At 68.5% G+C, this 18,092-nt stretch carries 14 protein-coding genes; 1 reads left to right on the top strand and 13 read right to left on the bottom strand.

What is annotated here, in order from left to right; all coding sequences use genetic code 11:
• Nucleotides 1–106: 106 nt before the first annotated feature.
• The 8 genes from KW830_RS02950 to KW830_RS02915 all read right to left on the bottom strand — a co-directional run bounded on the left by KW830_RS02950 (nucleotide 107) and on the right by KW830_RS02915 (nucleotide 12,251).
• Nucleotides 107–1,042: a hypothetical protein gene (locus KW830_RS02950; protein ID WP_192333952.1), complete on the bottom strand. Its 936-nt coding sequence runs from the start codon at nucleotides 1,040–1,042 to the stop codon at nucleotides 107–109.
• Nucleotides 1,043–1,059: 17 nt separating this feature from the next.
• Complete coding sequence (locus KW830_RS02945) at nucleotides 1,060–3,006, bottom strand: iron-containing redox enzyme family protein (RefSeq protein WP_218332047.1); 1,947 nt, start codon at nucleotides 3,004–3,006, stop codon at nucleotides 1,060–1,062.
• Nucleotides 3,007–3,024: 18 nt separating this feature from the next.
• Nucleotides 3,025–3,960, bottom strand: a complete 936-nt coding sequence (locus tag KW830_RS02940) for a fatty acid desaturase (protein ID WP_218332045.1) — start codon at nucleotides 3,958–3,960, stop codon at nucleotides 3,025–3,027.
• Nucleotides 3,961–4,737, bottom strand: a complete 777-nt coding sequence (locus tag KW830_RS02935) for a sterol desaturase family protein (RefSeq protein ID WP_218332043.1) — start codon at nucleotides 4,735–4,737, stop codon at nucleotides 3,961–3,963.
• Nucleotides 4,738–4,907: 170 nt separating this feature from the next.
• A complete protein-coding gene (locus KW830_RS02930) occupies nucleotides 4,908–6,770 on the bottom strand; it encodes an acyl-CoA dehydrogenase (RefSeq protein ID WP_192333944.1) in 1,863 nt (620 codons plus the stop codon).
• Between the two features lie 370 nt (nucleotides 6,771–7,140).
• Nucleotides 7,141–8,316: an acetyl-CoA C-acyltransferase gene (locus KW830_RS02925; protein ID WP_192333942.1), complete on the bottom strand. Its 1,176-nt coding sequence runs from the start codon at nucleotides 8,314–8,316 to the stop codon at nucleotides 7,141–7,143.
• A 102-nt stretch (nucleotides 8,317–8,418) separates the two neighbouring features.
• Nucleotides 8,419–10,533, bottom strand: a complete 2,115-nt coding sequence (locus KW830_RS02920; RefSeq protein WP_218332041.1) for a 3-hydroxyacyl-CoA dehydrogenase NAD-binding domain-containing protein — start codon at nucleotides 10,531–10,533, stop codon at nucleotides 8,419–8,421.
• A 212-nt stretch (nucleotides 10,534–10,745) separates the two neighbouring features.
• Nucleotides 10,746–12,251: a PLP-dependent aminotransferase family protein gene (locus tag KW830_RS02915; protein WP_218332039.1), complete on the bottom strand. Its 1,506-nt coding sequence runs from the start codon at nucleotides 12,249–12,251 to the stop codon at nucleotides 10,746–10,748.
• A 109-nt stretch (nucleotides 12,252–12,360) separates the two neighbouring features.
• Here KW830_RS02915 and KW830_RS02910 point away from each other — a divergent pair, with 109 nt between their 5' ends.
• Nucleotides 12,361–12,996 carry a LysE family translocator gene (locus tag KW830_RS02910; protein ID WP_218332037.1) on the top strand — a complete coding sequence of 212 codons (636 nt, stop codon included), beginning with the start codon at nucleotides 12,361–12,363 and terminating at the stop codon, nucleotides 12,994–12,996.
• Between the two features lie 47 nt (nucleotides 12,997–13,043).
• On the opposite strand, the gene KW830_RS02905 is transcribed toward KW830_RS02910, so the two are convergent.
• The 5 genes from KW830_RS02905 to KW830_RS02885 all read right to left on the bottom strand — a co-directional run bounded on the left by KW830_RS02905 (nucleotide 13,044) and on the right by KW830_RS02885 (nucleotide 18,004).
• Complete coding sequence (locus KW830_RS02905; protein WP_225608656.1) at nucleotides 13,044–14,492, bottom strand: MATE family efflux transporter; 1,449 nt, start codon at nucleotides 14,490–14,492, stop codon at nucleotides 13,044–13,046.
• The gene (locus KW830_RS02900) at nucleotides 14,489–15,085 is read right to left on the bottom strand and encodes a MarR family winged helix-turn-helix transcriptional regulator (protein WP_218332035.1); all 597 of its coding nucleotides are present in this window, start codon (nucleotides 15,083–15,085) and stop codon (nucleotides 14,489–14,491) included. The genes KW830_RS02905 and KW830_RS02900 overlap by 4 nt, the downstream gene beginning before the upstream one ends.
• Nucleotides 15,086–15,264: 179 nt before the next feature.
• Nucleotides 15,265–15,960 (bottom strand): ABC transporter ATP-binding protein, encoded by a 696-nt coding sequence (locus KW830_RS02895; protein ID WP_218332033.1) that lies wholly within the window; start codon nucleotides 15,958–15,960, stop codon nucleotides 15,265–15,267.
• 11 nt (nucleotides 15,961–15,971) lie between these two features.
• Complete coding sequence (locus tag KW830_RS02890; RefSeq protein WP_066532753.1) at nucleotides 15,972–16,757, bottom strand: ABC transporter ATP-binding protein; 786 nt, start codon at nucleotides 16,755–16,757, stop codon at nucleotides 15,972–15,974.
• A complete protein-coding gene (locus KW830_RS02885) occupies nucleotides 16,754–18,004 on the bottom strand; it encodes a branched-chain amino acid ABC transporter permease (RefSeq protein ID WP_227657935.1) in 1,251 nt (416 codons plus the stop codon). The genes KW830_RS02890 and KW830_RS02885 overlap by 4 nt, the downstream gene beginning before the upstream one ends.
• Nucleotides 18,005–18,092: the final 88 nt, after the last annotated feature.

The raw sequence follows: 18,092 nt of genomic DNA, 5'->3' as shown, positions 1-18,092 counted from the left end.
TGGGCAGGTCTCCTGGTTCTTTGCCCCAAGGGTAGCCGGCCCCGCCGGCGCAGACCAGCCCAGAACTACCCTGCCCTGCCGGCGCCCGCGCGGCGTCGGTGCAGATTCAGGGCACCGGGCCGGAGACCGTCTCCACCACGCGTTGCATGCGGGCGATCTCACGCGCCGGCACAGGCTGCTCGCCCGACGCCATGCGCATCAGCAGGCAGTGCAGCATCTCGGTGGACAGGCCGTGCAGCACCAGGCGGTGGCCGGCACGCAGCGTGGACAGCGGCACCAGCGGGTGCTTGTTGTTCAGCATCACCAGGTGCTCGGGCGTGGCCAGGATCTTGGCGCAGTAGATGGCCAGGGTCTCGTCCAGCTGCAGCGAATTGCTGGCCCGCCAGAAGTCGTGGTCGGTCAGCAGCAACTGGTAGACCGGGGTGTAGACCTCGATGGCGCTTTGCAGGTCCAGCTTGTTGAACGGCCCGCGCGGCATGTCTTCCAGCCGCAGCGTGGGCTCGGTCACCATGGTGAAATCCGGCTCGGCCACCGGCCCCAGCTCCTTGCCTTCGGCGCGCAGCGCCTGGTTCAGGCGGATCACGAAGTTGAACAGGTTCAGATCGTGCTTGAGGAACAGTTCGTCTTTGATGTCATCGATGCAGGCCGGCTCGATGGGTGCGGTCTTCACCGGCGTGGGCGCATTGGCCGCCACAAAGGCCAGGATGTGGGAGCCCAGGTGGAAGTGCCGCATGATCAGCCAGTTCGCCTCCGGCGAGACAAAGGTATTCATGCTGAAGGCCAGCACCTTGTGCAGCAGCCGGGAATGCGCCCAGCGCTTGGGCAGCACCACCTTCAGGATCTGGATGGCGATGATGCTCAGCCGCGCCAGCGGGCGCAGAAACGGCAGCAGGTACTGGCGCGAGCTGCTGCTGCAGTCCCGCAGCCACGCGGCCTTCACGGCGTCGGGCAGCGGCGTGCTCTGGTCCAGGTACAGCGCCAGCCAGGGGTCGGGGTCGCGCTCGTCCCAGGGCTGGTCCAGAAAATCCTTGTGCTTGTCCATATCGGGCTCCTGCTCTTTCACCGTGCCTGCGGCAGCACATGCTGGAACTGCATCAGGTACAGCTGGGCCGTGTGCTGCGCCGTCTGCACGATGGCCTGGGCCGCCGTGCCGTCGGCATCCAGCGCCAGCGCCATCTGCACCGCCATCAGCCAGCGCTCCAGGTGGTGCTCGTCGTTGGCACCGTGGTATTCCAGAAAGCGGAAGGCATCGGGCGGCAGCGGCAGGGCCTGGCGCAGCAGCGGCAGCAGGCTGGGCACGATGCGCTGGCCCGTGCCTTCGATGATGTAGATCGCGCCCAGCAGGCCGATGGGGTTGGGCGTGGCCGCCAGGCCGTGCAGGTAGGCGTTCAACGCCTCGCCGCCCGGGTTGCGGCGCAGCTGGCCGATGTCGGTGGCCGTGCCGCCGGCCTTCAGGTAGTCGCTGTGCAGCACCTTGAAGTCGTGCTGCTCGTCGTCGGCATGCAGATCGATCAGCCCGGCCAGCGCCGCGTACTCGCCGGTCAGCGAGGCCGCCCCTTCGCGCATCCACAGGCTGCCTTCGCGCACCTGGGGAATCCAGTGCCCCATCCAGCGCACATAGTCGGCCGTGTCCAGCTGGCGCGTGCGCATGCGCTGCAGCAGCGGCGTGCGCCAGACGCGCGAGCGGTAGTCCTGCCAGATGCTGGCCAGCTCGGTCAGCAACGGCGCCAGCGCCTGGGGCGCCGTGGCCGGATCGTGCGGCGCGGCAATGGTGGCCACATCGGGCAGCGCACCCTGGTCGGCCGAATCGGCTGCACCAGCGGCTGCGGCCTTGCGCGGCAGGGAAGCCTGGGGGGCGGCCTGCACCGGCGTGTCCGCCTCCACCTCCCACAGCATGAAGCCAGCCGTGAAACGCCCGGATTCGGGAATGAAGCACAGCACCGTGTCCCCGGCCTTCAGGCGCGCGCCCTGCTGCTGCAGAAACTCCGACAGCATGATGAAGATGGACGCCGCACCGGTGTTGCCGCGCCAGGCCAGATTGCTCCACCAGCGCTCGCGCGGAATGCCCAGCTGCGCCTTCTCCAGCAGCTCGTCCACCACGGGGATGAAACGCTCGGACGAGTAATGGCACAGGAAATGGTCGATCCCGCGCTCGGGCACCCAGCCCTGGTGGGCCAGATCGGCATATTCGTGGATGCAGACATCGAACAGGTGCGGCAGCAGGCGGATGTCCTGGCGCAGCGCCAGCGCGCCCGCGGCCTCGGCATCGCCCCAGGCGGGAAAGTCCAGGTGGCTGGTGCTGCGGTCCGGCGTCAGCCCCAGCTGCATGCAGACCGGGTAGTCGCCGGCAAAGCTGCGCTGGTGCGTCCAGCGCAGCTTCAGGCGCAGGCCCGGGGTGTGGGGCAGCGCCTGCGGCCCGCCCAGCAGCACGGCCCCCGCGCCGTCCGACAGCATCCAGCGCAGAAAGTGCGCGTCGAAATCGGTGTCATAGCCCTGGGCCGCAAAGCGCGAACGCTTGAACAGGCGCGAAGGCATCTCGCTGGCCACGGCCAGCGCCAGCGGGTGGGCACCGCCTTCCACCGCCTGGGCCGCCGCCTGCAGCGCGCCCACGCTGGCGGCGCACACGCCGTGCACGGACAGGGTCTCCATCGGCGGCGCGGCCATCTCGCCCTGGATCATGTTGGCAAAGCCCGGCATCAGCGCATCGCCCCCGGACGAGCCGCTGGACAGAAAGCCCACCTCGCCCAGCTTGCGGCCGGCCTGCGCCAGCGTGGCCTCGATGGCGGCCTGCGCCATCTGCGCGTTGCTGAACACGGTCTGCCCTGCGCCATCGATGGCGTAGTGCCGGGTCTGGATGCCGTTCTCCCCCAGGATGCGGCGCTTGAGGCGGTCGGAAATGCGGTTCAGCGGCGCCACATAGGCGTCCATCCCGGCGTTGTCCACCGGGGCGCCGGGCAGGAACATGCCGGCAGATTGCAGGTAGACATTGGAATAGGCAACAGGCATGGAAAGTTCAGTTCGGGTTCATCGAATGGATTCGGGCGGCATCAGCGGCTGCGTGCGCGCACGGCGTGCAAACAGCCCCAGCACGAACACCCGGCCCATATAGGGCAGCAACCCGCCCTCGTTCAGCGCCGGGTGCACGCGGTGGCGGTAGAGCCGCCGGTGCAGCCCCGTCAGCGCCGACCAATGGGCCTGCGGGTGTTCGTGGTGGGCCGTGTGCAGCCCGATATTGAACAGCAAGGGGTTCACCAGCCCCTCGAAATTGCGCGCGTAGTTCAGGGCGATACCGTCGGTCTTGCGCTGCGCCCTGGAAAGCGGGCGGCCGTCGGCATGGGCATGCTGCAGGTAGTTGGTGGCCAGCAGCCAATGCAGGCCATGCAGCTGCGGCACGATGACGAACAGCAGGGCCTTGCGCCAGTCCAGCAGCAGCAGGAAGGCCCAGCTGCCCAGCCACAGCAGGTACTGGCCCATGCAGTAGCGAAACGCCCCGGGCCAGTGCCGGCGCAGATTCGCCAGCCAGCGGATGAACAGCGGGTACAGCACGCACACCGCCTGCAGCGGGTGGACCAGATAGCCCCACAGGTGGTTGGTGTCGCCGCCGAACTCCGGCCGGTAGGTGCGCGCCACATCCCGCGGGCCATGGCGAAAGCGGTGGTGGTTGCCCACATGGGCGGGCCAGAACACGAAGGTGGGATGGCCTTGCAGCAGGGTCAGCACATAGTCCGTCAGCCGGTTGGCCCAGCGCCCCCGCCACATGCGCAGGTGCGTGTGGTTGTGGTGGATCACGCCCACGCCCAGCGTCAGAAACAGCGTGATGGCATACAGCCACCAGACAAAGCCATGCGTCCACTGCCAGACCACCAGGGCCGGCAGCGCCAGCAGATAGGCCACGGACTGCCAGTCGCGCCGGTGGCGCAGGCGCGGCAGAAACTGGGCCGGGGCTGCCGCTGGCGGCATTCAGTGCCGGCCCTCGGGGGTCTTCGCGGCCCCGGGGGACCCGGGGGACCGGGGGGCCGGTGCCTGCAGCTGGGTGCGCATCAGCTGGTCCATGAAGGCCAGCGCAAAACCATAGTTGCCGCGCGAACGCGCGTGGTGCAGGTGGTGGCGCCGGCTGGCCGCCAGCGGGTGGGCGTCGGACACGCGCGGGAAGAAGTCGTAATTGGAATGCCCGATCACGTTCAGCACCAGGCTGAGCACCGGCACCGCCGCCAGCGACCAGAAATAGAAGTCGTGCACCAGCATGGGCAGCAGGATGATGTTGCCCAGCATCAGCGCCTCCAGCGGGTGGAAGCTGTAGGTCGACCAGGGCGTGGTCACATAGGAGCGGTGGTGGTCCCCATGGAAGCGGACCAGGGCCTTGGCGTGCAGCAGCCGGTGGTTCAGCCAGAAGTGCACATCGTTCCAGACCATCAGCACCACGATCTCGGCCGCCACACGGGCGGCGCTGGCCGTGGGGGCCAGCTGGGCCCAGCCCAGCTGCAACAGGCCCCAGGGCACGACCATGCCGGTGCCGAAGAGCAGCACCGACAGCGCCGACTGGCGCCATTCGCGCGGCAGCTGGTCGGGCTGCAGGGCCCGCGTGTCCAGCACCTTGCCCACCTGGCGGCGCGCCAGCATGCGGGTCAGGGCCGTCATGCCCCAGCCGCCCAGCAGGTACAGCGCGCCAAAGAAGGCCAGGCCCACGGCCATCACCTGCCAGGCCGTGAGCTGGGTGAACCACAGACCGGCGTTCATGCGCCCTCCCCGCTGCCGTGGCAGGTGGCGGTTTCAGATGTATCCAGGCGTTCGTCCCTCGGCAGCATGCGGCGCATGATAACGGAGGGACTGCGCCGGCCCGCCAGATGAACAGAGTGTTACGACCTGCATCGCGCGCCGCGCCGCCTGCTCTCCCGGCGGGGCGGCCCTCAGAACGCGTCTTCGGGCAGCTCGGCGCAGGTCATGTCGCGCTGGCGCACCACCTGCAGCCAGGCGCCGATCCGGGGCAGCTCGTAGTGGAAGAAATAGCGGGCCGCGCCCATCTGCCCCGCATGGGCCGGGGCGGACAGCGCCGCATCCCGCGCCAGCACGGCCAAGGCCACGTCCAGCCACATCCAGGCCAGCACGGTGTGGCCGAAGGCCTGCATATAGGGCACGGCATTGGCCAGCGCCTCCTGCGGATTGGCCGTGGCCCAGGCGGCCTTGGTGGCCGCGCCCACATCCTGCAGGGCCTGGGCCAGCTGGTTGGCATAGCCTGCCAGCTGCGGCACCTGCAGCGCACGCTCGATGGTGGCGTTGATGGTGGCCGCCAGCAGCTGCAGGCCGGCGCCGTCCTGCATGCGCACCTTGCGGCCCAGCAGGTCCGCCGCCTGGATGCCGTGCGTGCCCTCGTGGATCATGTTCAGGCGGTTGTCGCGCCAGTACTGCTCCACCGGAAAGTCGCGCGTGTAGCCATAGCCGCCGTGGATCTGGATGGCCAGGCTGTTGGCCTCCAGGCAGAACTCGCTGGGCCAGCTCTTGCAGATCGGCGTCAGCACTTCCAGCAGCAGCTTGGCACGGGCCGCCACCTCGGGCGTGCCGGTGCGCCCGTCGTCCACCAGGCGGGCGCAGTACAGGTTCAGCGCCAGCGCGCCTTCGCCGTAGGCCTTCTGGGCCAGCAGCATGCGCTTGACGTCGGTGTGTTCGATGATGCGCACCTGCGGCCGGGTGGCGTCCTTGCCGGCTTCGCCGACCGGGCGGCCCTGCGGGCGGTTGCGGGCATAGTCCAGGCTGGCGTAGTAGCCCGCCAGGCCCAGCATGGTGGCCGCCATGCCGATGCCGATGCGCGCCTCGTTCATCATGTGGAACATGCACTTCAGGCCTTCGTGCGGCTGGCCCACCAGGTAGCCGATGGCGCCTGCACCCTGCCCGTCCAGCCCGCCGCCGCCGTCCCCGCGCACCGGGTACTTGCCTTCGCCAAAATTCAGCAGCGTGTTGGTGGTGCCGCGCCAGCCCAGCTTGTGGTTCAGGCCGGCCAGGGCCACATCGTTGCGCTCGCCGGTCAGCTGCCCCTGGGCATCCACCAGCTTCTTGGGCACGATGAACAGCGAGATGCCCTTCACCCCGGGAATCAGCTTGCCGTCCGGCCCCGGTATCTTGGCCAGCACCAGGTGGACAATGTTCTCGGTCAGCTCGTGGTCGCCGGCGCTGATCCACATCTTGTTGCCCTTGAGGCGGTAGCGCGCCCCCAGCGGATCACTCTCGAAACCGTCCCCGTCCGGCAGCGCGCGGGTGCTGATGTCGCTCAGGCTGGAGCCGGCCTGCGGCTCCGACAGGGCCATGGTGCCAGCCCAGTTGCCCTCCAGCTCATTGACGGCGAAGACCTGCTTTTGCAGCGGCGTGCCATGCACCAGCAGCAGGTTGGCGTTGGCACTGGTCAGCAGGTTGGAGCCCATGCTGACGGACGCGCAGGCAAAGAAGCTGTTGGCCGCCGCCTCCACCAGATAGGGCAGCTGCATGCCGCCCCATTCGGCGTCCTTGCCGGCTGCCAGCATGCCGGCCTCGGCATAGGCGCGGCGTGCGTCGTAGGTGCACTGGGGCAGGATCACCTTCTCGCCGTCAAAGCGCGGCTCTTCGGTGTCAACCGTGCGGTTGAAGGGCGCGTACTTCTCGCGCGCAATGCGCTCGCAAGTGTCCAGCACGGCGTCAAAGGTTTCGCGACTGTGGTCGGCGTAGCGGGTGCGGGCCGTCAGGCCCTCGCCCTGCAGCCAGTCGTAGACAAGGAACTCAAGCGTGGATCGCAGCTGGGACATGTTGTGAAGACCAAAGAGGCCGCTTGCGCCTGGGCTTACGCGCCCGCCATGCCGTGGCAACAGCCATGGCCCTGGCCATCGGCGCACTGAACGCAAGCAGCGGTGATGGAAGTTAAGGGGGATACAGCGCCCGCACCACGGGGGTCGGCACAGGGTTCACAGTAGCGGCAGCGGCGCGGTCTGCATGTCACCTGCGCGGCGCCAAACCGCCTGCCAGTCACCCAGGGGTCAGCGGGATTTCCCGCAAAGGGCGCACCGGCCCCGGGCCGCCTTGCACGCCCCGGGGGGCCGCAGTCCGTGGCAGGCTGCCACAGGCTGCGGGGAAAGCCACGGAAGCCGCATTGGCCACGAGGGCCGCAGCGGCCCGTGCTTACAGCACTTCGAAGATGCCGGCCGCGCCCATGCCGCCGCCGATGCACATGGTCACGCACACCCGCTTGGCGCCACGGCGCTTGCCTTCGATCAGCGCGTGGCCGGTCAGGCGCTGGCCCGACAGACCGTAGGGGTGGCCCACGGCGATGGCGCCGCCGTTCACATTCAGGCGGTCGGCGGGAATGCCCAGCTTGTCGCGGCAGTAGATCACCTGCACGGCAAACGCCTCGTTCAGCTCCCACAGATCGATGTCGTCCATCTTCAGGCCCAGCTTCTTGAGCACCTTGGGAATGGCAAACACCGGGCCGATGCCCATTTCATCGGGCTCGCAGCCGGCCACGGCAAAACCCAGGAAGCGGCCCAGGGGCTGCAGGCCCTTGCGGGACGCGTAGTCTTCGCTGGTCAGCACGCAAGCGCCGGCACCGTCGGAGAACTGGCTGGCATTGCCGGCCGTGATCAGGCCGCCGGGCAGCGCGCTGCGCAGGCCGCTGATGCCTTCCTTGGTCGTGCCTTCGCGGATGCCTTCGTCCTTGCTCACCGTCACCTGCTTGGTGATCAGGCCCAGGGTCTTGTCGGCCACGCCCATCACCGTGGTGATGGGGGCGATTTCGGCATCGAACAGGCCGGCCGCCTGGGCGGCCACGGCCTTTTGCTGGCTGGCGGCGCCGTACTCGTCCATGGCGTCGCGGCTGATCTGGTAGCGCTGGGCCACCTGTTCGGCCGTCTGCAGCATGTTCCAGTAGATCTCGGGCTTGAGCTTGAGCAGCGCCGGATCCTGGCTCATGTGGCGGTTGGCTTCCAGCTGCACGCAGGAGATGGACTCCAGGCCGCCGGCCACCAGCACGTCGTTTTCGCCGGCGATGATGCGCTGGGCGGCCAGGGCAATGGACTGCAGGCCCGAGGAGCAGAAGCGGTTGATGGTCAGACCGGAGGTGGTGACCGGCAGGCCGGCACGCATGGCGATCAGGCGCGCGACGTTGCCGCCGGTCGTGCCTTCGGGCAGGGAGCTGCCCATGATCACATCTTCCACCTCGGCACCGTCGATGCCGGCACGCTGCACGGCGTGCTGCACGGCGTGGCCGCCCATCGTGGGGCCATAGGTCATGTTCAAAGCGCCCTTCCAGCTTTTGCACAGCGGGGTACGGGCGGTGGAGACGATCACTGCAGAAGTCATGGATTCATCCTTTTCAGCGGGGGCTGCCACCAGGCAGGCCGCAGCGCAGGTGCGGCGGCAGGTGGCAAGGCAGCCCGGTCATTCGGTGGGGGGTGGCAGTCTTCAGGAGAAGGACTTGCCTTCGGCGGCCAGGCGGGCCAGCAGCGGCGCGGGCTGCCAGAACTTGCCGTCGTCCAGCGGGTTCTGGGCAAAGCGCTCCATGGCGCGGGCCACATTGCCCAGGCCGATCTCGTTGGCGTAGTGCATGGGGCCACCGCGGTAGATGGGGAAACCATAGCCGGTCAGGTAGACCATGTCGATGTCGCCCGACTTGCCGGCAATGCCGTCTTCCAGGATGTGGGCGCCTTCGTTGACCAGGGCGTAGACCAGGCGCTGCACGATTTCCTCGTCGGAAATCTTGCGCGGCGTGATGCCCAGTTCCTTGCGGTGGTCCTCGATCAGCTTTTCCACCAGGGCCGAGGGAATCGCATCGCGCTTGCCGGCCTGGTAGTCGTACCAGCCCGCGCCGGTCTTCTGGCCGAAGCGGCCCAGCTCGCACAACTTGTCGGCAGTGCGGCTGTACTTCATGTCGGCGCGCTCGGTGGCGCGGCGCTTGCGGATGGCCCAGCCGATGTCGTTACCGGCCAGATCGCCCATACGGAACGGGCCCATGGCAAAGCCGAACTTCTCGACCGCCTTGTCCACCTGCTGGGGCGTGGCGCCTTCGTCCAGCAGGAAACCGGCCTGGCGGCTGTACTGCTCGATCATGCGGTTGCCGATGAAGCCATCGCACACCCCGGAGACCACCGCCGTCTTCTTGATCTTCTTGGCCAGCTTCATCACCGTGGCCAGCACGTCCTTGGCCGTGGCCTTGCCGCGCACCACTTCCAGCAGCTTCATCACATTGGCGGGACTGAAGAAGTGCATGCCCACCACGTCCTGCGGGCGCTTGGTGAAGCTGGCGATCTTGTCCACGTCCAGCGTGGAGGTGTTGGACGCCAGGATGGCGCCGGGCTTGGCAACAGCGTCCAGCTGGGTGAACACCGCTTCCTTGACGCCCAGCTCCTCGAACACCGCCTCGATGATCAGGTCGCAGTCCTTCAGGTCGTCATAGGCCAGCGTGGTGGTCAGCAGCGCCATGCGCTGGGCGTACTTGTCTTCCTTGAGCTTGCCCTTCTTGACCTGGGCCTCGTAGTTCTTCTTGATCGTGGCCACGCCACGGTCCAGCGCTTCCTGCTTGGTTTCCAGAATGGTCACGGGAATGCCGGCATTCAGGAAATTCATGCTGATGCCGCCGCCCATGGTGCCGGCGCCGATCACGCCCACCTTCTGCACGTTGCGCACCGGCATGTCGGAAGGCACATCGGCAATCTTGGAGGCCGCGCGCTCGGCCATGAACAGGTGGCGCAGCGCACGGGACTCGGGGGTCCACATCAGGTTCACGAACAGCTCGCGCTCGAACAGCAGGCCGTCGGCAATCTTGCGCTTGGTGGCCGCTTCCACCGCGTCCACGCACTTGAGCGGCGCCGGGTAGTTCTTGGACATGCCGCCCACCATGTTGCGGGCAAAGCCGAAATAGGCATCGCCCAGTGGGTGCTTGCAGGGCAGATTGCGCACCAGGGGCAGCGGCTCGCTGCTGGCGGCATGGCGCTCGCCCACGTCCTGGGCCAGGGCCAGGGCCTCGGCCGCCAGGCTTTCGGCCGACGCGGATAGCTTGTCGAACAGCTTCTGGCCGGGGGCCATGGCCAGCATCTCGCTCTTGACGGTCTCCCCGCTGACGATCATGTTCAGCGCCGCCTCCACGCCCAGGGCGCGGGGCAGGCGCTGCGTGCCGCCGGCACCGGGCAGCAGACCCAGCTTGACTTCGGGCAGCGCAATGCTGGTGCCGGGGGACACGATGCGGTAGTGGCAGCCCAGGGCCAGCTCCAGACCGCCGCCCATGCAGACGGTGTGGATGGCGGCCACCACGGGCTTGGTGGACTGCTCCACGGCGGCGATCACGCTGTGCAGATTGGGCTCCTGCATCGCGCTTTCCTTGCCGAACTCCTTGATGTCCGCACCGCCGGAGAAGGCCGCGCCCGCACCGGTGATGATGATGGCCTGCACCGCGGCGTCGCCCTGGGCCTGCTTGACGCCCTCCACCACCGCACGGCGGGTGGCCAGACCCAGCCCGTTGACGGGCGGGTTGTTGAGCGTGATCACGGCCACTGCACCGTGGACCTTGTATTCAGCCGTCATGCCTGTGTCTCCTGTTTTGGAATGAAATAAAACGGTCGTTCGTTTTCCATTCTAGGAAGATGCAGGCGACAAAACCATGGCGGTCTGCCCCAGGTTTGACGCACATGGGACAGCATGCCGGCCCCGGCTTGACGCGCGTCATGCTGCCATGCAGCACGCACGCGCTTTCACGGGCGCCAACCCCGTGCAAACCCTGATCCCGGCGGGACGGATCAGCGGCGGCGTTCCTGCGCCACCAGCCGCGCCATCAGTTCCCAGGCGGGTGCATGCTGGGCCAGCGGCACCGACAGGCGCAGCATGCTGCCGGGCACCTGGCGCGGCGAAAACAGCACGCCCGGCGCCATCAGCAGCCCCTGCTCGGCCGCCCGCCGGGCCAGCAGCTCGGAATCCATACCGCAGTCGGCCCAGACGAACATGCCCGCCTGCGGCTCCTGCGGCACCTGCCAGCCCAGCGCCTCCACCCGGCGCAGGCACTGGGCGCGCGCCTTGTCCACCCGGGCGCGCAGGCGCTCCACATGGCGGCGGTACTGGCCTTCGCTGAGGATACGGTGCACCACCATCTCGCCCAGCTGCGGGGTGGTAAGACCCGCCAGCAGCTTCAGGTCCACCAGCTGCTGCAGCCGGTCCGCATGGGCCGCGATATAGCCCACGCGCAGGCTGCCCGCCAGCGTCTTGGCATAGCCGCCCACCAGCAGCACGCGCTGCAGCCGGTCCAGCGCGGCCAGGCGCACCGGCTGGCCGGGGTGGAAGTCGGCATAGGTATCGTCCTCCACCAGCTGGAAATCGTGCTCCTCCGCCACCTTCAGCAGCGCATGGGCCACGCCGGCCGACAGCGTCTGCCCCGTGGGGTTGTGCACCGCCGTGTTCAGGATGAACAGGCGCGGCTTGTGCTGGGCGGCCAGCGCCTGCAGCGCCGCAATGTCCGGCCCGCCCGGGCCGCGCGGCACGCCCACCACCTGGGCGCCCACGGCCTGCAGGCGGCCGAAGATGTGGAACCAGGCCGGATCCTCCACCAGCACCACATCGCCGGGCCGCACCATCAGGCGCACGATCAGATCCAGCCCCTGGGTCACGCCGGCCACCATCACCAGGTTGTGCTCCGGGTGCACCGGCACGTCCTGGGCCTGCAGATAGGCCGCAATCTGCTGGCGCAGCGGCCCGTAGCCCTGCGGCAGGCCGTAGCCCGACAGGCTGATGCCGGCCGAACGCCCCACGCTGCGGATGGCGGCGGTCAGCATCTCCGGCTCCAGCCACTGCGGCGGCAGCAGGCCGACACTGCCCGTGGCCTCGGGCACCGCACCCTGCTGGAACATATTGCGCAGCAGGTAGGGCGTGTCGATGGGCTGGTCCGCCGCCACGCGCATGGCCGCCTCCAGCGGCTGCTGCGGCGCGCCCAGATTGCGCAGCGCACTCACAAAGAAGCCAGCGCCGCGCCGGGAATGCACCAGGCCCAGCGCCGCCAGCCGGTCATAGGCCTGAACCACGGTGTCCCGGCTCACGCCGCTGTCCTGCGCCAGCTGGCGCACCGACGGCAGGCGCATGCCGGCGCGCAGGCCGTGGCTGCGCACCAGGCCCTCCACATGGGTCACCAGTTGCTCCACCAGGGGCACGCCGCTGCCGCGCAAGGGCTGCCAGTGCCAGGCGCTGCCGGCCTGGCGGCGCGGCGGCAGCTCCGCGTCGGCGGGAAGGCTGGAATCGGGTGCAGGCAGAAGTGTCATGGCAAAAGCAGCAGGCCAGTGTGTGAAGTGAACCGGCAAAGTGTACTGCTACTGTACCGCCAGCAGGCCGGACAATGTCCCCAGGCCACTGCCTCACTGCGGACGTACCATGGACCAACTGACCCCTACGCTGACCCTGACCACCCTGCTGCCGCTGGCGATGTTCGCCATCGTCAGCTCCATCACCCCCGGCCCCAACAATGTGATGCTGACCGCATCGGGCGCCACCTTCGGCTACCGCCGCACCCTGCCCCACATGCTGGGCATCAGCGCGGGCGGCGCCCTGATGCTGCTGCTGGTGGGCGCCGGCCTCGGCACCGCCTTCAGCACCTGGCCGCTGCTCTACACCCTGCTGCAGATCGCGGGCGGCATCTACCTGCTGTGGCTGGCCTGGAAGATCAGCCAGGCGGGCGGCATCCAGGAAGGCCGGACCCACGGCAAACCCTTCTCGTTCTGGCAGGCTGCCGCCTTCCAGTGGGTCAACCCCAAGGCCTGGATCATGACCGTGGGCATCGTCGCGGCCTACACCCCGCGCGAGAGCTTTGTCGCCAACCTGCTGCTGGCCACCCTGGTGCTGGCGATGGTGAACTTCCCCTGCATCAGCGTCTGGACCCTGTTCGGCAGCGCCGTGGGCCGGGCACTGCGCACGCCGCAGGCGCTGCGCTGGTTCAACCGCAGCATGGCCTTCTTGCTGCTGCTGTCGCTCTACCCCATTGCCCGGGAACTGTTCGCCCACGGCGCCTGAGCGGGAGCGGAACCGGAGGCACCGCCCCCGCACCCCAGTCCCTGGCCTCAGTCCCAGCGCGTGCGCCACACGGCCCAGGCCGTGCCCAGGCCATAGACCACCATGCCGGCGGTGACCACCAGGAACAGCGACTGCGCCGTCACGCCGGCCTGCTGGCTCAGCCACAGGCCCAGCCCGGCCACCACCACCAGCCGCGCCGTGCCGGCCAGCACCGGCCCCCAGATGCGGCCCGAGCCCAGCGCCGCGAAATACAGCGCCAACCCCATGCCAAAGAAGGCAAAGCCCGGCCCGGCCATGCGCAGGTACAGGTCGGCATGGTGCAGCACCTGGGCGTCGGTGGTGAAGATGCGCGACCACAGCTGCGGCCACAGCACCACCAGGGCGCCAATGCCGGTCAGGGCCACCGCCGCCACCCAGCCCGCCGCCCAGGCCACGCGCCGTGCGCGCTGCACCTGGCCGGCCCCCATGGCCATGCCCACCATGGGCACCGAAGCCACGCCCACGCCAAAGGCAATGGGAATCAGCAAAAACTCCAGCCGCTGGCCGATACCGTAGCCCGCCAGCGCCTGCGGCCCCAGCCGCGCCACCAGGCCGGTCATGATCAACGCGGTCAGCACCGACTGCACCGGCGACAGGCAGGCCAGCGCCCCCACCCGCAGAATGTCCCTGAACATCGGCCAGGACAGCTGCACCCCGCGCCAGGGGATGCGCACCCGGCTCTGGCCCCACTGCAGATAGGCCAGCAGCACCAGCACACCGCAGGCCATGGCCACGATATTGCCCACGGCCACCCCGGTCATGCCCCAGCGCGGAAACGGCCCCAGGCCCAGGCCCAGCGCACCGCCCACCGCAATCTGCAGCACCGCCACGGCAAACACCACCGAGGACGGCACGCGCATATTGCCGGTGCCACGCACCACCGAAGCCAGCGTGTTGCACAACCACACCAGCATGGCGCCGCTGAACAGCACCTGGCCGTAGCCGCTGGCGGTGTCCAGCACCTCGCCCTGCCCGCCCAGCCAGCCAAAGAACACCGGGCCGCACAGCACGAACAGCAGCGCATAGGCCAGGCCCACCCCGGCACCGATGGCAATCGCATGCAGTGCCAGGGTGCCCGCCTTGTTGCGGTCGCCCGCCCCCAGCGCCCGGCTGATGGCCGAGGACACGCCCCCGCCCATGGCGCCGTTGCTCATCATCTGCGTGAGCATGGCGAACGGGAACACCAGGGCCATGGCCGCCAGCGGCACCGTGCCCAGTTGGCCCACGTAATAGGTTTCGGCCACCCCCACCAGCACCGACATCACCAGCGCCAGCACATTCGGCACCGACAGCCGCAGCAAGGTGGGCAGGATGCGCCCGGTGAGCAGCGGCGAGCCGGCCGCCATTGCGGCAATGGCAGGCTGCGCGGCGGGGCCTGCCGCAGCATTTACAGACGTTGTCGCGGTCGTGGTCGTTGCCACTACCGGCATCGCGGTACGGGCCACCGGCGGTTTCATGGTGCCTCCTGCGCGGCGTCAGCGGCGGCCGGCGCACCGGCTGCGGGCGTACCGGCGGCGGACGTACCAACCACAGGGACACCGGCAGCGGGCGTGGCCGCCTGCAACTGCCCCAGCATGTGGTCCACCACCTGCTCCAGCTGGGCAATGGTGTCTTCGCCGCACAGTGCCCGCACCTGCTGCTGGGCCTGGCGCCAGTACTGTGCGCCAAGGCGGTGGGCCTGTTCGCCGGCCTCCGTCACCCGCACGCAGCGGCTGCGGGCGTCGACCCCGGCCACCACCTCGATCAGACCCTGCGCCTGCAGCGTCTGCAGATTGCGGGTCAGCGTGGTGCGGTCGGTGTTCAGCAGCTCCGCCAGGCGGGACACGGTCAGCGGGCCGTCCTTGGCACGGCGCGCCTGCCCCAGCAGATTGAACTGGGTGCCACGCAGGCCGCTGGGGGCCAGCATGTCGTCGTAGAACTGCGAAATCTTGCGCGACAGGCTGCGCGCCATGAAGCTGGTGCAGCGCGCACGGGGCGCCGGGGTGGCCGTGGGGGCCGACGATGGTGCCGGCGTGGCAGCGGGGGTGGAAGCAGACAGTGGGGGCGGCATGGGGTTCTCCGGCTGCAGCGCCGCCGGCCCGGGCCGGTACATGCGTGCAGCTACACGTATTCAATAAGTGTAGATGCACGTATTGCAGCGCGCTGTCCGGTGCGGGACGCCCCGGGCAGCGGCACAGGAACCGCTGCCGCGCAGAGCGTGCGCGCCGGCCGTGCCCGCTGGCCCCGGCCTCAGACCTCCAGCCACTCCTTGCGCACGCGTTCGTTGCGCAGCAGATCGGCCGGCGTGCCGTCGTAGACGATGGCGCCATGGCCCATCACCAGCGCCCGGTCCGAAATCTTCATGGCAATGGTCAGCTTCTGCTCGATCAGCAACACCGACACGCCGCGCTCGCGCAGCCGGCCCAGGTATTCGCCCACCAGCTCCACGATCTTGGGGGCCAGGCCCTCGGTGGGCTCGTCGATGATGATCAGGTCCGGGTCGCCCATCAGCGTGCGGCACAGGGTCAGCATCTGCTGCTCGCCGCCCGACATCACGCCGGCCTCGGTGTGCTGGCGCTCCTTCAGGCGCGGGAACATGGCGTACATGTCGTCAAAGCTCCAGCGGCTGCCTTTGCCCTTGCCTTTCTGGCCCAGCAGCAGGTTCTGGTGCACCGTCAGATTGGGGAACACATCGCGGCTTTCCGGCACATAGCCCAGGCCCAGGTGGGCAATCTCATAGGTCTTGCGCCCGGTCAGCGCCCGGTCCTTCCAGCGGATGTCACCCTCCCAGTCCACCAGGCCCATGATGGCCTTGGCCGTGGTGCTGCGGCCCGATCCGTTGCGCCCCAGCAGGGCCACGATCTCGCCCGGCCCCACCTGCAGGCTCACGCCGTGCAGCACATGGCTTTTGCCGTAATAGGCGTGCAGTTGGTCAATCTTCAGCATCCCGCCCCCTCTCAATGCGCGCCGGCCTGGGCATCGGCCACGCTGGAGCCCAGATAGGCTTCCTGCACCCGTGGATCGGCCCGCACCCGCTCGGGCGTGTCGAAGGCAATCACCTCGCCATAGACCACCACGGCAATCTTGTCCGCCAGACCGAACACCACGCCCATGTCGTGCTCCACCGTCAGCAGGGTGCGGCCCTCGGTCACCTCGCGGATCAGCTGGATGAAGCGGCCGGTCTCGCTGTTGCTCATGCCGGCCGTGGGTTCATCCAGCAGGATCACGCTGGCCCCGCCGGCAATCGTGATGCCGATCTCCAGCGCCCGCTGCTCGGCATAGGTCAGGTTCACGGCCAGCGTGTCGCGCCGTCGCTCCAGCCGGATCTGGGCCAGCAGTTGCTCGGCGCGCGCGTTCACATCGTCCATGCGCGACAGAAAGCGCAGAAAGCTGTAGCGGTAGCCCATGCTCCACAGCACGCTGCAGCGCAGGTTTTCGAACACGCTGAGCTTGGGGAAGATGTTGGTGATCTGGAAGCTGCGCGACAACCCGGCGCGATTGATCTCGAACGGCTGCTTGCCGTCGATGCGCTGGCCGTGCAGGTAGATCTCGCCGCTGCTGGGCGCAAAGCGCCCGCTGATCAGGTTGAACAAGGTGCTCTTGCCGGCACCGTTGGGGCCGATCACGGCCACGCGCTCGCCCGGGCGCACCGCCAGGTCGGCGCCGCAGATGATCTCGGCCTTGCCGAAGCTCTTGCGCACCGCGCGCAGCTCCAGTGCGTAGTGGGATGCCTGCTCGCTCATGCGCCCTCTCCCCGCTGGATGCGGTGTTCAATCTCTTCCTGGATCTGCCCCCAGTCCTGCACAAACTGGCGGCGCACCAGCTCGAACAGCGCCAGCCCGGTCAGCAGCACCGCCCCCGCACCCAGCCAGCTCGAGGCGCTGCGCACATCCAGCGTCATGCCCAGAAAGCGCAGCGTGTCGCCCAGCGCGGCATTGAGCTGCAGGTGGTAGATCATCTCGATCATCGCCGCCGCGCCCAGCAGCGCCGCCAGCGCCGTGCCGCCCAGCGCCAGGTAGGCGGCAACAATGCGCCCCAGCTTGCCGTACTTGGCCAGGCGCAGATTCATCATGATCAGGCTGGCAATGCCGCCCGGGGCATACATCACCATGAACAGGAAGATCAGGCCCAGGTACAGCATCCAGGCCTTGGTCAGCTCGGACAGCAGCACCATGGCCAGCACCATCAGCACCGCGCCGATGATGGGGCCGAAGAAGAAGGTCGCGCCGCCCAGGAAGGTGAACAGCAGGTAGGAGCCCGAGCGCAGCACGCTGACGCTGTCGGCCGCGGTCACGATTTCGAAATTGATCGCCGCCAGCCCGCCGCCCACACCGGCAAAGAAGCCGGCAATGACAAAGCCCATGTAGCGCACGCGCTGGGTGTTGAAGCCCACAAAGGCCACGCGCTCCGGGTTGTCGCGCACGGCGTTGAGCATGCGGCCCAGCGGCGTGCCGGTGAAGGCGAACATCGCGGCGGTGCAGATGAAGCAGTAGACCGCAATCAGGTAGTACACCTCGATGGCCGGGCCGAAGGTGATGCCCAGCAGCGGCTGGCCGTAGACCCGGTCGGTGGTGATGCCGCCCTCCCCGCCGAAGAAGCCGGGGAACATCAGCGCCATGGCCGCCACCAGCTCGCCCACCCCCAGGGTGATCATGGCAAAGGTGGTGCCGGACTTCTTGGTCGTCACCCAGCCCAGCAGCGCGGCAAAGAACATGCCGGCCAGGCCGCCCACCACCGGAATCAGCACCAGCGGCACCGGCAGGCTGCCGCCGCTGGCCAGGTTCATGGCGTGGATGGCAATGAACGAGCCCAGCCCGGTATAGACCGCATGGCCGAAGCTCAGCATGCCCCCCTGCCCCAGCAGGATGTTGTAGGACAGGCAGATGATGATGGCATACCCCATCTGGCTGAGCATGGTCAGCGCCAGGCTGCTGGTGAACACATGCGGGGCGACGATCAGCAGCAGCGCAAACACCGTCCACACCACCATGCGGCCGATGTTCAGCGGGCGAAAGCGGTACACCGCGCCCTTGCCCGGAGCGGCGGCCGCCGCTGGGACCGGCGCCTGGGCTGGCGCA

The sequence above is a fragment of the Comamonas sp. CMM03 genome (genome assembly GCF_019218715.1).
Classification (GTDB): domain Bacteria; phylum Pseudomonadota; class Gammaproteobacteria; order Burkholderiales; family Burkholderiaceae_C; genus Comamonas; species Comamonas terrigena.
Note: the sequence above shows the minus strand (reverse complement) of the source record. Positions and strands in the feature narration are given on the sequence as shown.

What these genes read in the sequence shown, in the direction of transcription:
- KW830_RS02930 (WP_192333944.1), bottom strand. Translation starts at nt 6,770, where the DNA reads ATGTCCCAGCTGCGATCCACGCTTGAGTTCCTTGTCTACGACTGGCTG.
- KW830_RS02940 (WP_218332045.1), bottom strand. Translation starts at nt 3,960, where the DNA reads ATGCCGCCAGCGGCAGCCCCGGCCCAGTTTCTGCCGCGCCTGCGCCAC.
- KW830_RS02905 (WP_225608656.1), bottom strand. Translation starts at nt 14,492, where the DNA reads ATGAAACCGCCGGTGGCCCGTACCGCGATGCCGGTAGTGGCAACGACC.
- KW830_RS02920 (WP_218332041.1), bottom strand. Translation starts at nt 10,533, where the DNA reads ATGACGGCTGAATACAAGGTCCACGGTGCAGTGGCCGTGATCACGCTC.
- KW830_RS02900 (WP_218332035.1), bottom strand. Translation starts at nt 15,085, where the DNA reads ATGCCGCCCCCACTGTCTGCTTCCACCCCCGCTGCCACGCCGGCACCA.
- KW830_RS02885 (WP_227657935.1), bottom strand. Translation starts at nt 18,004, where the DNA reads ATGGTGGTGTGGACGGTGTTTGCGCTGCTGCTGATCGTCGCCCCGCAT.
- KW830_RS02925 (WP_192333942.1), bottom strand. Translation starts at nt 8,316, where the DNA reads ATGACTTCTGCAGTGATCGTCTCCACCGCCCGTACCCCGCTGTGCAAA.
- KW830_RS02945 (WP_218332047.1), bottom strand. Translation starts at nt 3,006, where the DNA reads ATGCCTGTTGCCTATTCCAATGTCTACCTGCAATCTGCCGGCATGTTC.
- KW830_RS02935 (WP_218332043.1), bottom strand. Translation starts at nt 4,737, where the DNA reads ATGAACGCCGGTCTGTGGTTCACCCAGCTCACGGCCTGGCAGGTGATG.
- KW830_RS02915 (WP_218332039.1), bottom strand. Translation starts at nt 12,251, where the DNA reads ATGACACTTCTGCCTGCACCCGATTCCAGCCTTCCCGCCGACGCGGAG.
- KW830_RS02890 (WP_066532753.1), bottom strand. Translation starts at nt 16,757, where the DNA reads ATGAGCGAGCAGGCATCCCACTACGCACTGGAGCTGCGCGCGGTGCGC.
- KW830_RS02910 (WP_218332037.1), top strand. Translation starts at nt 12,361, where the DNA reads ATGGACCAACTGACCCCTACGCTGACCCTGACCACCCTGCTGCCGCTG.
- KW830_RS02950 (WP_192333952.1), bottom strand. Translation starts at nt 1,042, where the DNA reads ATGGACAAGCACAAGGATTTTCTGGACCAGCCCTGGGACGAGCGCGAC.
- KW830_RS02895 (WP_218332033.1), bottom strand. Translation starts at nt 15,960, where the DNA reads ATGCTGAAGATTGACCAACTGCACGCCTATTACGGCAAAAGCCATGTG.